Origin of the sequence: Nocardioides sp. BP30, from assembly GCF_029873215.1 — a bacterium.
Classification (GTDB): domain Bacteria; phylum Actinomycetota; class Actinomycetes; order Propionibacteriales; family Nocardioidaceae; genus Nocardioides.
Map to the genome: position 1 here is coordinate 3100439 of NZ_CP123620.1, position 15111 is coordinate 3115549.

The following is a 15111-nucleotide window of genomic DNA, read 5'->3' on the forward strand; positions in this document are numbered from 1 at the left end:
CCTCAGCGCCCCTCGAAGGTGGCCTTGCCGGGCCCGTTCTCGACGAAGGAACGCATCCCCGACCGGGCGTCCTCGGTGGCGAAGACGGCCGCGAACTGCTGCCGCTCGATCTCCAGCCCGGTGGCCAGGTCGCTGGCCAGGCCGCTGTCGATCGCCTCCTTGGCCGCCCGCACGGCGTACGGCGCCGCCTGGGCGAACTGTCGCGCCCAGGTCAGCGCCTCGGCGTACGGGTCCTCGACCACGCGGTCGACGAGCCCGATCGCCAGGGCCTCCTCGGCGTCGACGAACCGGCCGGTGAAGATGATGTCCTTGGCCCGGCTCGGCCCCACCAGCCGCGCCAGCCGCTGCGTGCCACCCGCACCCGGGATGATGCCGAGCAGCACCTCGGGCTGACCGAAGACGGCCTTCGGCGAGGCGAACCGAAGGTCGGCGGCCAGGCTCAGCTCGCAGCCACCGCCCAGCGCGTAGCCGGTGACGGCCGCGACCGTCGGCTTGGGGATCTGCGCCAGGGCGGTGATCGCCGCCTGCACCCCGGCCGAGCGATCGACCATCTCGGCATAGGACAGCTGGGCCATCTCCTTGACGTCGTTGCCGGCCGCCAGCAGCCGCTCGCCGCCGTACAGGACGACCGCCCGGATCTCGGGGCTGGCGGTGGCCGCCTCGGCCGCGGCCCGGAGCTCGGCCTGCACCTGGAAGCTGATCGCGTTCATCGTGGGCCGGTCGAGCCGCAGCGTCGCGACCCCGTCGGCCACCTCGAGACGGACGAACTCGCCGGTGTACTCACCAGTACCAGTCATGGAGCCGACCCTAGGGCATATCCGGAGGGCCTGGCCTGCGGGCCGATCCGCAAGAATGCTCCGAGTGGAACCCGGTATCTGGAGCAAGCTCGGCGAGTCCGCCACCGTCTGGCCGGGGCGCAACTGGCCCCTCGGTGCGGAGTGGACCGAGCAATGGACGAACTTCGCCGTCTACGCACCCAACGCCACAGCGGTGTGGTTGTGCCTGTTCTCGGACGGGTCCGACGGGTCGGTCGAGGAGGTGGAGACCCGCTACCGGCTGACCGAGCAGTCGCTGGGGATCTGGCACGGCCGGCTGCCCGGCATCCGACCCGGCCAGCGCTACGGCTACCGCGCCGACGGCCCCTGGGACCCGGCCCAGGGTCACCGGTTCAACGTCAACAAGCTGCTGCTCGACCCGTACGCGCTGGCGACCTCGGGAACCATCCGCAACGAGCAGGCGCTGTTCGGCTACGACTGGGACGACCCAACCCAACTCGACCCGACCGACTCGGCGCCGGTGACGGCCCGCTCGGTGGTCATCGACCCGGCCTTCGACTGGGAGGGCGACACCCCGATGCGGGTGCGGTGGCGCGACAGCGTCATCTACGAGCTCCACGTCAAGGGCTTCACCCACCTGCACGACCGCGTGCCCGAGGAGTTGCGCGGCACGTACGCCGGCCTGGCCACACCGGCGGTCGTCGACTACCTCAAGGACCTCGGCATCACGGCGGTCGAGCTGCTCCCGGTGCACCAGTTCTTCTCCGAGCCCGCGCTGCTGGACCGCGGCCTGGTCAACTACTGGGGCTACAACACCGTCTCCTACTTCGCCCCGGACGCCGCCTACAGCGCCTCCGGCGACCGCGGGGGCCAGGTGACCGAGTTCAAGCAGATGGTCAAGGCGCTGCACCGAGCCGGGATCGAGGTCATCCTCGACGTGGTCTACAACCACACCGCCGAGGCCGGCCCGCTCGGGCCGACGATCTCCTTCCGCGGGCTGGACGACCGGGGGTTCTACAAGCGCGTGATCCCGCCGGTCCCGACCGGCGGCGGCGACTTCGCGCCCGGCTTCGACGACACCTACTGGGACGTCACCGGCTGTGGCAACACGGTCAACAGCTGGGACGACCTCGCCCTGCGGCTCATCCTGGACTCGCTGCGCTACTGGGTCACCGAGATGCACGTCGACGGGTTCCGCTTCGACCTCATGCCCGCACTGTGCCGCACCGGCTACGAGATCGACTTCCACAACGCGCTGCTGATCGCGATCGGCCAGGACCCGGTGCTGCGGCACGTCAAGCTGATCGCCGAGCCGTGGGACGCCTCCATGGACGGCTATCTGGTCGGCCGGATGCCGCCGCCGTGGGTGGAGTGGAACGACCAGTTCCGCGACACGATCCGCGACTACTGGCGCGGCCGCTCGGGGGGCGTGCGCAACGTCGCCACCCGCCTCGCCGGGTCCTCGGACCTGTACGCCGACGACGGCCGCTCGGCGTACAACTCGGTCAACTTCATCACCGCCCACGACGGCTTCACCGTGCGCGACCTCGTCTCCTACGAGCGCAAGCACAACGAGGCCAACGGCGAGGACAACCGTGACGGCAGCGACAACAACCGCTCCTGCAACCACGGCGTCGAGGGCGAGACCGACGACGGCGCTATCACCGCCCTGCGCCGCCGCCAGGCCGCCAACCTGATGGTCACCCTGTGCCTCGCCAACGGCGTACCGATGATCGTGGCGGGCGACGAGCGCGGACGCACCCAGCGGGGCAACAACAACGCCTACTGCCAGGACAACGAGATCTCCTGGATCGACTGGCGCCCCGACGACGCGTGGCTGGACGTCTACGAGATCACCAAGACCGCGCTGCGGCTGCGCCGTCAGCACCCGGTGCTGCGCCAGCGGCACTGGTTCGAGGGCAAGCCGACGATCCTGGGTGGCCCCAAGGACATCGTGTGGCTGCACCCGACCGGCCGTGAGATGGCGGATGCGGACTGGGCCGACACCGGGCTCGCCACCGTCGGGTCGTTCCTGACCGGCTCACCGCTGCGCTCGCCCGGGCCGCACGGGGAGCAGCAGATCGACCACTCCTTCCTGCTGTGGAGCAACGCCGCCGACCAGCCGGTCGAGGTGACCCTGCCGGTCAACGAGTGGGTGCACGCCGGCGAGGTGGTGCTCTCGACCGACCCGAGCATCGCCGAGGGCACGACGGTGACCTCCGGGGAGCGGCTGGAGCTCGGGCCGAAGACCTACCTCGTGCTGCGCTCGCTCGACCGCTGAGGAAGCGCGGGCGAGCGCGGGCGATCAGGCGATCGCCACCAGGCCGAGCTCGGCGGCCGAGGCGAGATGGGCGTTGCGCGGCACGACGCGGACCGTGTAGCCGAACGAGCCGGGCCGGTCCAGCGCGACGGTGCCGGCGAAGCAGTAGCGACCACCGTCGTAGGTCTCGACGAGCTCCAGCGGCGTCAACGCGGAGGCGACGATGCAGTCGTTGTCGTCGGTGCGTCCGTGCACCAGCTGCACCTCCACGTCCTCGGGGGTGAGGGCACCCAGCGCCACATAGGCCCGTACCTCGAGGCTCGCGCCGACCTCGGGATGCCGCGGGGCGGTGCCCTCGACGTGCTCCACCCGTACGGTGGCCCAGGCCGCGCGGACGCGCTGCTTCCAGGCGGCCAGCTCGCGTGCCTCGCCGTACCCGTCCGCCTGCGTGCGGTCGACGAGCGAGTGCACCGCCGATGCCGCGGGGGCGTAGAGCTCGCGGACGTAGTCGCGCACCATCCGGGTGGCCAGCACCTTCGGGCCCAGGGACTTCAGGGTGTGGCGCATCATCTCGACCCAGCGCACCGGCACGCCGTCCTCGCCGCGGTCGTAGAACCGGGGCGCCACCTCGTGCTCGATCAGGTCGTAGAGCGAGGCGGCCTCGAGGTCGTCGCGCCGGTCCTGGTCCAGCGACTCCCCCGACGCCGTCGACGGGTCGGCCGTCGGGATCGCCCAGCCGTTGTCGCCGTCGTACCACTCGTCCCACCAGCCGTCGAGGATGGAGAGGTTGAGCCCACCGTTGAGCGCGGCCTTCATGCCCGAGGTGCCGCAGGCCTCGTAGGGGCGCAACGGGTTGTTCAGCCACACGTCGCAGCCGGGGTAGAGCGGCTGGGCCATCCCGATGTCGTAGTTGGGCAGGTAGACGATGCGGTGCCGGATCGAGGGGTCGTCCGCGAGCCGGACGATGTCCTGGATCAGCTTCTTGCCGCCGTCGTCGGCGGGATGGGCCTTGCCCGCGATCACCAGCTGGACCGGCCGCTCCGGATCCAGCAGCAGCCGGCGCAGGCGCTCGGGGTCGCGCAGCATCAGCGTCAGTCGCTTGTACGACGCGGCCCGGCGCGCGAAGCCGATGGTCAGCACCTCCGGATCCAGCGCCTGGTCGATCCAGGTGAGCTCGGCCGAGGCCAGGCCCCGCCGGCGGTAGGAGGCGTGCAGCCGCCGGCGGGCGTCCTCGACCAGCCGCGCCCGCAGCGTGCGCTTGGTGGCGAAGACGCGCTCGGCGGGCACCTTGTCCACCGCGGCCCAGAATGCGTCGGTGTCGTCGCTGGCGGGGTCGGCGCCCTCCGCCTGGGCCAGCGCGAAGAACTCCCGGGCCACCCAGCTGGGTGCGTGCACGCCGTTGGTGATCGAGCCGATCGGCACCTCCGCCTCGTCGAAGGCCGGCCACAGCCCGTTGAACATCTCCCGGCTGACGTGGCCGTGCAGCTGGGAGACACCGTTGGCGCGCTGGGCCAGCCGGAAGCCCATCACCGCCATGTTGAACACACCGGGGTCGCCGCCCTCGTAGTCCTCGCTGCCGAAGGCCAGCACCCGCGCCAGCGGCACCCCGGGAACGGCGCCACCGCCCTCGGCGAAGTACTGCTCGATCAGCGTCCGCGGGAACCGGTCGATCCCGGCAGGCACCGGCGTGTGGGTGGTGAAGACAGTCGAGGCGCGACCCACCTCCAGCGCGGTGTCGAAGTCCAGCCGCGGGCCGTCGGGGTCGGTGGTCAGCTCGCGGATGCGTTCCAGCCCCAGGAAGCCGGCGTGGCCCTCGTTGGTGTGGAAGACCTCGGGGGCGGGCGCACCGGTCAGCCGGCTGTAGACGCGCAGCGCCCGCACGCCCCCGACGCCGAGCAGCAGCTCCTGGCGCAGTCGGTGCTCGGAGTTCCCGCCGTACAGGCGATCGGTCACCTCCCGCAGGCCCTCGCTGTTCTCCTCGACGTCGGCGTCGAGCATCAGCAGCGGGACACGGCCCACCGAGGCGACCCAGATCCGTGCGGTGAGCGTCTGCCCGTCGGGCAGGTCGATGGTGACGGTGGCGCGCTGGCCGTCCGGCTCGCGCAGTGCCGCGATCGGCAGCCCGGCCGGGTCGAGCACCGGGTAGGACTCCTGCTGCCAGCCCTCGCGGGAGAGCCCCTGGCTGAAGTAGCCGTGCTTGTAGAGCAGGCCCACCCCGATGACCGGCACGCCCAGGTCGCTGGCCGCCTTGAGGTGGTCGCCCGCCAGGATGCCGAGGCCGCCGGAGTACTGCGGCAGCACCGCCGCCACGCCGAACTCCGGGGAGAAGTAGCCGATCGCCGCGGGTCCGCCCTGCTCGGACCCGATGACCGACCGCTGGTACCAGCGGTCCTCGGTCAGGTAGCGGTCCAGGTCGCGCTGGGCCTCCCGGAGTCGGTCGAGGAAGACCTCGTCGGCCGCGAGCTCGTCCAAGCGGCTGCGGGAGACCTCTCCCAGCAGCCGGACCGGATCATGCTCCACCTGCTGCCACAGCTGTGGATCGACCGCCGCGAAGACGTCCTGCGCCGGCCCGTGCCAGGACCAGCGCAGGTTGCCGGCGAGGGTGCCGAGCGCCGAGAGGGGCTCGGGCAGGACAGGACGGACCGTGAAACGACGGATCGCGCGCATACCTCGAAACTAACGCAGGATCGCCAGATGTCGAGGCGTGTGACGCGATCAGTCCAGGCTGGCCAGCAGGTCCAGCACCCGCTGGCGGATCTCGTCGCGGATCGGCCGGACCGACGCGATGCCCAACCCGGCCGGATCCTCGAGCGGCCAGTCCTCGTAGCGCGTGCCGGGGAAGAACGGGCACGCGTCACCACACCCCATCGTGACCACGACGTCGGCCTGCCGGACCGCCGCGTCGGTGATCACCGTGGGTTGCTCCCCGGCGATGTCGATGCCGACCTCGGCCATCGCGGCGACAGCTGTCGGGTTGATCCGATCGGCCGGCAGGGAGCCCGCCGAGAGCACCTGCACCCGATCACCTCCCAGCGCGCGCAGGAAGCCCGCCGCCATCTGGGAACGGCCGGCGTTGTGCACGCAGACGAACAGCACGGTGGCGGTCATCGGGACTCCTGGGGATGGAGGAAGCGGATCAGGACGAGGGCCAGCGCACCGCCCAGCACCTGGGCGAGCAGGAACGGCGGCACGCTCGCCGGCGCGATGCCGGCGAAGCTGTCGGAGAGCGACCGCGCGATCGTCACGGCCGGGTTGGCGAACGAGGTCGAGGAGGTGAACCAGTACGCCGCCGCGATGTAGGCGCCGACCGCCATCGCCACCGACTCCAGATGGGTACGGCGCAGTGCCCCGTGGATGACCAGCATCAGGCCGACCGTCGCCACCACCTCGGCGAACAGGTGCGCGCCCGACGCCCGATGGTGGTGCGAGACGCTCACCGCCGAGAGGCCGAACATGAGGTTCGCGCCCACCGCGCCGAGCAGCCCGCCGACCAGCTGCGCGAGGACCAGCAGCACCGCCTCGGCGAGCCAGAGCCGGCCCAGTGCCATCTCGACGAGGGTCACGACCGGGTTGAAGGCCGCCGAGACCGAACCGAAGGCGATCACCAGGGCGACCAGCGCGGCACCGGTCGCCAGCGAGTTCTCCAGCAGCTGCAGACCGACGTCGTCCGGCGAGAGCCGCTGGGCCATCACGCCCGAGCCGACGACGGCTGCCACCAGGAACGCCGTGCCGAGCAGCTCGGCCACCGCGCGACGGTAGAGGTAGATCACCGTCACATCCTCCCGGCTGGCGCCGGGCGCCCGCATGGTCGGGCCCGGTTCTGGATAGTTTGGGTGCATGGTCGGACGCATACCCGTCATGGACGTCATGCCCCTCGTCGACCGCGGCCGCCACCCCGCGAAGGCGACGCTCGGCGAGCCCTTCCCGGTTCGGGCGACCGTGTTCCGGGAGGGCCACGATCTGCTCGGCTGCGAGGTGGTCGCCATCGACCCCGCTGGCGGGCGCCGGCCTCCCGCCCGGATGCGCCTGATCGCACCGGGGACGGACCGGTACGAGGCCTGGGTGACCCCGGACCAGGAGGGCGCCTGGACCTTCGAGGTGCAGGCCTGGTCCGACCCGCTGGCCACGTGGCTGCACGACGCGCCGATCAAGATCGAGGCCGGCGTCGACGTCGAGCTGATGTTCACCGAGGGCCGGCTCCTGCTGGACGAGGTGGAGGTCGAGGTCGCCGACGAGACCGATCGGCAGGTCCTGGAGAGCGCGCTGGACGCGTGCGGGGACCCGACCCGGCCGGTCGAGGCGCGGCTCGCGGCGATCACCTCCCCCGAGCTCGCCCGGGTGCTGTACGAGAACCCCCTGCGCCAGCTGCTCAGCACCGAGGGGCCCTTCCCCGTGTACGCCGACCGGCCGCGCGCACTGTTCGGCAGCTGGTACGAGTTCTTCCCGCGATCGGAGGGTGCGACCGCAGACCCGAAGACCGGACGGCTGCGCAGTGGCACGTTCCGCACCGCCGCGAAGCGCCTGGACGCGGTGGCGGCGATGGGCTTCGACGTGCTCTACCTGCCTCCCATCCACCCGATCGGCGAGGTCAACCGCAAGGGTCCCAACAACGCCGTGATGGATCCCCCGGGCCCGGCGCCGGCGGAGTGGACCGGCAGCCCCTGGGCGATCGGTTCCCGGCACGGCGGCCACGACGCGATCCACCCCGAGCTCGGCACGTTCAAGGACTTCGACGCCTTCGTGGCCCGGGCGAACAAGCTGGGCCTGGAGATCGCGCTGGACCTGGCGCTGCAATGTGCGCCCGACCACCCCTGGGTGGCGGCACACCCCGAGTGGTTCACCACCCGTGCCGACGGCACCATCGCCTACGCGGAGAACCCGCCGAAGAAGTACCAGGACATCTACCCGGTCAACTTCGACAACGACCCCGACGGCATCTTCACCGAGGTGCTGCGCGTGGTCCGGCTGTGGATGGCCCACGGCGTACGGATCTTCCGGGTGGACAACCCGCACACCAAGCCGCTGGCGTTCTGGGAGCGGCTGCTGGCCGAGGTCCGGGCCACCGACCCCGACGTGCTCTTCCTCTCCGAGGCGTTCACCCGCCCGGCGATGATGCACGGGCTGGGCGCGATCGGCTACCACCAGTCCTACACCTACTTCACCTGGCGCAACGAGAAGACCGAGATCGAGGACTACCTGCGCGAGGTGTCGAGCGAGTCCGACCACCTCATGCGGCCGAACTTCTTCGTCAACACTCCCGACATCCTGCACGCCTTCCTGCAGTACGGCGGCCCCGCGGCCTTCAAGATCCGCGCCACCCTGGCGGCCATGGCCTCGCCGAGCTGGGGTGTCTACGCGGGGTACGAGCTGTTCGAGCACGTCGCCGTCCGCCCGGGCAGCGAGGAGTACCTGGACTCGGAGAAGTACCAGCTGCGCCCGCGCGACTGGGCGGCGGCAGCGGCCGAGGAGCGCACCCTGGCGCCCTACCTCACCCGTCTCAACGCGCTGCGCCGCGAGCACCCCGCCCTCCAGCTGTTGCGCAACATCACCGTCCACAGCAGCGACGACGACCACGTGCTCTGCTTCTCCAAGACCGCCGGCTCCGACACCGTCATCGTGGTGATCAACCTCGACCCGCACGGAACGCGCGAGACGACCGTCCACCTCGATCCGGCGGACCTGGGCGTGGCGGGCGAGTACTACGCCGTCCACGACGAGATCAGCGGGCAGGATTGGACCTGGGGCCGGGACAACTACGTCCGGCTCGACCCGGGCCATGAGTCCGCCCACATCCTCACCGTCAGGAGCAGCCTTTGAGCGCGCAGTCGCTGCCACCCGTCCCGAGCCCGTCCATCGTGGAGGCACCGATCACCAGCCAGCCCATCTCGATCCAGCCCGAATGGTTCAAGACAGCCGTCTTCTACGAGGTCCTGGTCCGCTCGTTCAAGGACTCCAACGGCGACGGCACCGGCGACTTCCGCGGCCTGAGCGAGAAGCTCGACTACCTGCAGTGGCTCGGGGTGGACTGCCTGTGGCTGCCGCCGTTCTTCCCCAGCCCGCTGCGCGACGGCGGGTACGACGTCGCCGACTACACCGGCGTGCTGCCCGAGGTCGGCACGGTCGAGGACTTCCACGCGTTCCTCGACGCAGCCCACGAGCGCGGCATCCGGGTGATCATCGACTTCGTCATGAACCACACCAGCGACCAGCACCCGTGGTTCCAGGCCTCGCGGGAGGACCCCGAGGGCCCCTACGGCGACTTCTACGTCTGGTCCGACTCCGACGAGCTCTACCAGGAGGCTCGGATCATCTTCGTCGACACCGAGCCGTCCAACTGGACGTGGGACCCGGTGCGCCAGCAGTACTTCTGGCACCGGTTCTTCTCCCACCAGCCGGACCTCAACTTCGACAACCCGGCCGTCCACGACGCGATCATGGACGCGTTGCGCTTCTGGCTCGACATGGGCATCGACGGCTTCCGCCTCGACGCCGTGCCCTATCTCTACGAGCGGCCTGGCACCAACGGCGAGAACCTCCCCGAGACCCACGAGATGCTGAAGAAGGTCCGCAAGATCGTCGACGACGAGTACCCCGACCGGGTGCTGCTGTGCGAGGCGAACCAGTGGCCGGCCGACGTGGTCGAGTACTTCGGCGATCCGGAGGTCGGCGGCGACGAGTGCCATATGGCCTTCCACTTCCCGGTGATGCCGCGCATCTTCATGGCCGTACGGCGCGAGTCCCGCTACCCGATCTCGGAGATCCTGGAGCAGACCCCGCCGATCCCGGCCGGCTGCCAGTGGGGCATCTTCCTGCGCAACCACGACGAGCTGACCCTGGAGATGGTCACCGACGAGGATCGCGACTACATGTGGGGCGAGTACGCCAAGGACCCACGGATGAAGGCCAACATCGGCATCCGCCGCCGGCTGGCCCCGCTGCTGGACAACGATCTCAACCAGATCGAGCTCTTCACCGCGCTCCTCCTCAGCCTGCCCGGCTCGCCGGTGCTGTACTACGGTGACGAGATCGGGATGGGCGACAACATCTGGCTGGGTGACCGCGACGGCGTACGCACCCCCATGCAGTGGTCCGGCGACCGCAACGCCGGCTTCTCCACGGCCAACCCGGGCAAGCTCGACCGCCCGCTGGTGATGGACCCCGTCTACGGCTACCAGGCGGTCAACGTCGAGGCGCAGATGGAGGATCAGTCCTCGTTGCTGCGCTGGACCCAGCGGATGATCCACGCCCGCAAGCAGCACCCGGCGTTCGGTCTGGGGACCTTCCACGACCTGGGCGGCACCAACCCGTCGGTGCTGGCCTACAGCCGCGACCTCGAGCACCCCGACGGCCGCACCGAGGTGATCGTGTGCGTCAACAACCTCTCGCGCTTCCCCCAGCCGACCGAGATCGACCTGCGCCGCTTCGAGGGCAAGCAGCTCGTCGAGGTGCTGGGCGGAGTCTCCTTCCCCGTCATCGGCGAGCTGCCGTATCTCCTGACGCTGGGTGGGTACGGGTTCTACTGGTTCCGACTCGTCGATCCCGTCGAGCCGACCGAGGAGGGAGCGCTGCTGTGACGGACGTACCGCCGAGCACTACCGAGGCCGGATCCGAGGGGAACGGCCTCCCGGCCCCGACCCCCGAGGCGAGGAGGCTCGACCCCAAGGTCTTCGTCGACTACTTGGGCCGAACCCGCTGGTTCGGCGGCAAGGGCCGCCCGTTCAGCGTCGGCGCCATCCTGGTCGTGGGCGAGGTGCCCGGCCGGGTGGAGAACAGCCCCTACGTGGTGATCCACCTCGTCGAGGTCCGCTTCGAGGACGCCGAGGGCGGCAGCGATCTGTACCAGATCCCGCTGGCCTTCTACGAGCACCCGCAGGGCCGGCTCGACCACGCCTTCGTCGGCTGGTGGCAGGACCCGGACTACGGCTGGGTGCACGCCTACGACGCGCTGCACGACCGTGAGGCGATGGCGTGCTGGCACCGGGCGTTCCACGCCGCGAGCAGCGGCCACATCGACGCCGACAGCGACCTGCAGTTCCACCGGCTGCCGGGGCACGACCTGGACCTCGAGGCGCACTCGACGCTCTTCTCCGGGCAGCAGTCGAACTCCTCGGTCGCGTACGGCGAGGACGCCATCATGAAGGTGTTCCGCAAGGTCACCCCCGGGGTGAACCCCGACATCCAGATCCACGAGGTGCTGACCAACGTCCAGAGCACCCACATCGCCGACCTCTACGGCTGGCTGGACGCGGTCGTCGACCTCGGCGAGGGGCCCACCACCGTCCAGCTGGCGATGCTGCAGCGGTTCCTGCGCACCGCCAGCGACGGCTGGGACCTGGCGCTGGCCTCGGTGCGCAACCTCTTCGCCGATCCCGAGGTGCACGCCTCGGAGTCGGGCGGCGACTTCGCCGCCGAGGCCGCCCGGCTGGGCGAGGCGCTGGCGGAGGTGCACCGCGACCTGGCGACCCACTTCCCGGTCGAGCACCGCGGCCGGGACGCGGCGATCGCGCTCGCCGCCGCGATGCGGGCACGGCTGGAGACCGCGATGGCCGCCGTACCCGAGCTCGCGCCGTACGGCGAGGCCCTCGGGGCGGTCTTCGACCGGGTCGCGGACCTGGAGGAGCTGGACGTGCAGCGGATCCACGGCGACCTCCACCTGGGTCAGACGCTGCGCACGTCCCTGGGCTGGAAGATCGTCGACTTCGAGGGCGAGCCGGCCAAGCCGCTGGCCGAGCGGCTGCTGCCCGATTCGCCGTGGCGTGACGTCGCCGGGATGCTGCGCTCCTTCGACTACGCACCGCACGCCGTGCTGCACCAACAACCCGACGACCCGGGCACCACCTCGGACCTCGAGGAGATGCTGGCCAACCGGGCCGACGAATGGGCCAACCGGGCCCGCAATCACTTCGTGGTGGCCTACGGCGGGGACCTGACGCGCGAGCAGCGCATCCTGCTCGACGCCTATGTCGCCGACAAGGCCGTGTACGAGACCGTCTACGAGGCGCGCAACCGCCCCAGCTGGATCGACATCCCGTTGGCAGCGGTCGCGCGGATCGGAGCTTCATGACCACCGTGCCCGTGATGCCCATCCCCACCGACGAGCTGGCCATGATCGTGGCCGGCGAGCACCGCAGTCCGCACGGGGTGCTCGGCGCCCATCCGCACGCCGGCGGGATCACCGTCCGGGCGCTCAAGCCGCTCGCCGAGTCGGTGGTGGTGCGCTGGCCCGGCGGCGAGGCCGCGCTGACCCACGAGCACGACGGCGTCTGGGTGGGCGTGCTGCCGCTGGCCGACGTGCCGGACTACCGCCTGGCGGTGACCTACGCGGGCGAGGAGCACGTCGTCGACGACCCGTACCGGTTCCTGCCGAGCATCGGCGAGCTGGACCTGCACCTGTTCAACGAGGGCCGGCACGAGGAGCTGTGGCGCGCCCTCGGCGCGCGCATCCACCGCTACGACGGCCCGGCCGGTCCGGTGAGCGGCACCTCGTTCACGGTGTGGGCGCCCAACGCCCGCGGCGTACGGCTCAAGGGCGACTTCAACTCCTGGGACGGCCGCGAGCACCCCATGCGGATGCTCGCCGAGTCCGGCGTCTGGGAGATCTTCGTGCCCGATGTCGGCACCGGCGCGCACTACAAGTTCATCATCCTCGGCGCCGACGGACAGTGGTCCGAGCGGGCCGACCCGATGGCGACGTACGCCGAGGTGCCGCCGGCCACCTCCTCGGTGGTGTGGGAGTCGTCCTACACCTGGGACGACGACGCGTGGCAGAGCGCACGCCCTCGACGCCAGGGCGTCGACCAGCCGATGTCGATCTACGAGGTGCACCTCGGCTCGTGGCGACGCGGGCTTTCCTATCGCGACCTGGCCGAGGAGCTCGTCGGCTACGTCGCCGACCTCGGCTTCACGCACGTCGAGCTGATGCCGGTGATGCAGCACCCGTACGGCGGCAGCTGGGGCTATCACGTCACCGGCTACTTCGCGCCGGACAGCCGGTTCGGCAACCCCGACGACTTCAAGTACCTGGTCGACCGGCTGCACCAGGCCGGTATCGGCGTGATCCTGGACTGGGTGCCGGGCCACTTCGCCACCGACCCGTGGGCGTTGGCCCGCTTCGACGGCACCCCGCTCTACGAGCACCCGGACCCCCGCCGGGGCTGGCACGCCGAGTGGGGCTCGCACATCTTCGACTTCGGCCGGCGCGAGGTGCGCAACTTCCTCTACTCCAACGCCGTCTACTGGCTCGAGGAGTTCCATGCCGACGGGCTGCGGGTGGACGGCGTGGCCTCGATGCTCTACCTGGACTACGGCCGTGGCCACGGCGAGTGGCTGCCGAACGAGCACGGCGGCCGCGAGCACCTGGAGGCGGTGCAGTTCCTGCAGGAGATGAACGCCACCGCCTACAAGCGCTCCCCCGGGATCGCCACGATCGCCGAGGAGTCCACGGCCTGGCCCGGCGTGACCGGACCGACCGACGCCGGTGGCCTGGGCTTCGGGTTCAAGTGGAACATGGGCTGGATGCACGACACGCTCGACTACCTGCGTCACGACCCGGTGCACCGCGCCTATCACCATCACGAGATGACGTTCGGGCTCAGCTACGCCTGGTCGGAGAACTACGTGCTGCCGCTCTCGCACGACGAGGTGGTGCACGGCAAGGGCTCGCTGCTGCGCAAGATGCCGGGCGATCGCTGGCAGCAGCTGGCGAACCTGCGCGCCTACTTCGGCTTCATGTGGGCGCATCCGGGCAAGCAGCTGCTCTTCATGGGCAGCGAGTTCGCCCAGGAGTCGGAGTGGGCCGAGTCGCGCGAGCTCGACTGGTGGCTGCTCGAGCACCCCGAGCACCGCGGCGTGCAGGCGGTCATCCGTGACCTCAACGCGCTCTACCGGGACACGCCGGCGCTGTGGTCGCGCGACGACGAGCCGGAGAGCTTCGCGTGGCTCATCGCCGACGACACCGCCAACAACGTCTACGCCTTCACCCGCTTCGCGTCCACGGGTCCGGATGCGGAGGGCAGCGCCTCGCCGCTGGTCTGCATCGCCAACTTCTCCCCCGTCCCGCAGCACGGCTACGTGCTCGGCCTGCCCGCCGAGGGCGTGTGGGAGGAGGTGCTCAACACCGACGCCGACGCCTACGGCGGTTCGGGTGCGGGCAACCTCGGCTCGGTGCGGGCGGAGGTGGGCGACTCGCACGGTCAGCCCGCCCGCGCCTCGATCACGATCCCGCCGCTCGCGACGGTCTGGCTGCGCCGAGCGGGAGCGGAGGTGGACCCGCCGGAGCCTGAGGGCGCCGCTACAGTGACCGCATGACCGACCAGCCGCTGACGACCGTCGAGACCGTCGGCGACGGGGTCGCGCGGATCGCCTGGGCCGCCACGGAGCCGGTCGACGTCGTACGCCGCGAGGTGGCCTCGGCGCTGCTCACCCACGCCCGGGTGGAGGCACTCGTCGACCCGGAGGACGCCCAGGCGCAGCGGACCGCCACCTGGTCGGGGATGCGACGCGAGGGACTGATGCGCGGGGTGACGATCGAGGGCTCCGCGGTGGATCGGATCGTCTACGCCCGCCTCGCCAGTGACCTGCCGCTGCAGGAGCCGGAGGGCTTCCGCGCGATCTTGAACTCGTTCCTGCCACGCAAGCGCGCGATCGGGCAGATGCTGGTGCGCGACGGCGAGGACAGGGTGCTCCTGTGCCAGCTGACCTACAAGCAGGACTGGGACCTGCCGGGTGGCGTGGTGGAGGTCGACGAGTCCCCGCGCGCCGGCGTGACCCGTGAGCTCGAGGAGGAGCTCGGCCTCACGATCCCCGCCGGTGAGCTGCTGCTCACCGACTGGCTGCCCCCGTGGAGCGGCTGGGAGGACGCCCTGTGCCTGGTCTTCGACGGTGGCGTCCACGACGCCTCGCTGCTCGAGCGCATCGTCCGCGAGGAGCGGGAGATCCGCTCCGTCGCGTTCAAGTCCCTCGACGAGGTCCGCGAGCTGGCCGCGGACTTCACCACCCGCCGGATCGAGTCGGCGCTGGCGCGAGCGCACGGCCACGGGTCGCCGTTCACCGAGAGCGGCCGGTCCTAGCGGCTCG

Annotated in this window: 10 protein-coding genes; 6 read left to right on the forward strand and 4 right to left on the reverse strand. The window is 70.8% G+C overall.

All coding sequences use genetic code 11. The features are described from left to right. Window positions 1-2: 2 nt before the first annotated feature. Window positions 3-797 (reverse strand): enoyl-CoA hydratase/isomerase family protein, encoded by a 795-nt coding sequence (locus P5P86_RS14660; protein WP_280608187.1) that lies wholly within the window; start codon window positions 795-797, stop codon window positions 3-5. 64 nt (window positions 798-861) lie between these two features. On the opposite strand from P5P86_RS14660, the gene glgX reads away from it, so the two are divergent. After that, complete coding sequence (gene glgX / locus P5P86_RS14665) at window positions 862-3057, forward strand: glycogen debranching protein GlgX (protein ID WP_280608188.1); 2196 nt, start codon at window positions 862-864, stop codon at window positions 3055-3057. A 24-nt stretch (window positions 3058-3081) separates the two neighbouring features. Here glgX and glgP read toward each other — a convergent pair whose 3' ends face one another. Genes glgP through P5P86_RS14680 form a run of 3 tightly spaced genes read right to left on the reverse strand, consistent with a single transcriptional unit; the run spans window position 3082 to window position 6806 of the window. Then, a complete protein-coding gene (glgP, locus tag P5P86_RS14670; protein ID WP_280608189.1) occupies window positions 3082-5703 on the reverse strand; it encodes an alpha-glucan family phosphorylase in 2622 nt (873 codons plus the stop codon). A 48-nt stretch (window positions 5704-5751) separates the two neighbouring features. Then, window positions 5752-6144 carry an arsenate reductase ArsC gene (locus P5P86_RS14675; RefSeq protein WP_280608190.1) on the reverse strand — a complete coding sequence of 131 codons (393 nt, stop codon included), beginning with the start codon at window positions 6142-6144 and terminating at the stop codon, window positions 5752-5754. Next, window positions 6141-6806 carry an aquaporin gene (locus tag P5P86_RS14680; protein WP_280608191.1) on the reverse strand — a complete coding sequence of 222 codons (666 nt, stop codon included), beginning with the start codon at window positions 6804-6806 and terminating at the stop codon, window positions 6141-6143. Before P5P86_RS14680 ends, P5P86_RS14675 begins: the two co-directional genes overlap by 4 nt. A 67-nt stretch (window positions 6807-6873) precedes the next feature. Here P5P86_RS14680 and P5P86_RS14685 point away from each other — a divergent pair, with 67 nt between their 5' ends. From P5P86_RS14685 to P5P86_RS14705, 5 genes are read left to right on the forward strand one after another with little or no spacing between them, the layout of a single operon-like run. After that, entirely contained in the window at window positions 6874-8853 is a 1980-nt protein-coding gene (locus P5P86_RS14685; RefSeq protein WP_280608192.1) for an alpha-1,4-glucan--maltose-1-phosphate maltosyltransferase, read from the forward strand. Beyond that, complete coding sequence (gene treS, locus P5P86_RS14690) at window positions 8850-10610, forward strand: maltose alpha-D-glucosyltransferase (RefSeq protein ID WP_446724907.1); 1761 nt, start codon at window positions 8850-8852, stop codon at window positions 10608-10610. Before P5P86_RS14685 ends, treS begins: the two co-directional genes overlap by 4 nt. Beyond that, window positions 10607-12100 carry a maltokinase N-terminal cap-like domain-containing protein gene (locus P5P86_RS14695; RefSeq protein WP_280608193.1) on the forward strand — a complete coding sequence of 498 codons (1494 nt, stop codon included), beginning with the start codon at window positions 10607-10609 and terminating at the stop codon, window positions 12098-12100. Before treS ends, P5P86_RS14695 begins: the two co-directional genes overlap by 4 nt. Beyond that, a complete protein-coding gene (gene glgB, locus P5P86_RS14700; protein ID WP_280608194.1) occupies window positions 12097-14343 on the forward strand; it encodes a 1,4-alpha-glucan branching protein GlgB in 2247 nt (748 codons plus the stop codon). Before P5P86_RS14695 ends, glgB begins: the two co-directional genes overlap by 4 nt. Then, the gene (locus tag P5P86_RS14705) at window positions 14340-15104 is read left to right on the forward strand and encodes an NUDIX hydrolase (protein ID WP_280608195.1); all 765 of its coding nucleotides are present in this window, start codon (window positions 14340-14342) and stop codon (window positions 15102-15104) included. Before glgB ends, P5P86_RS14705 begins: the two co-directional genes overlap by 4 nt. Window positions 15105-15111 lie beyond the last annotated feature (7 nt).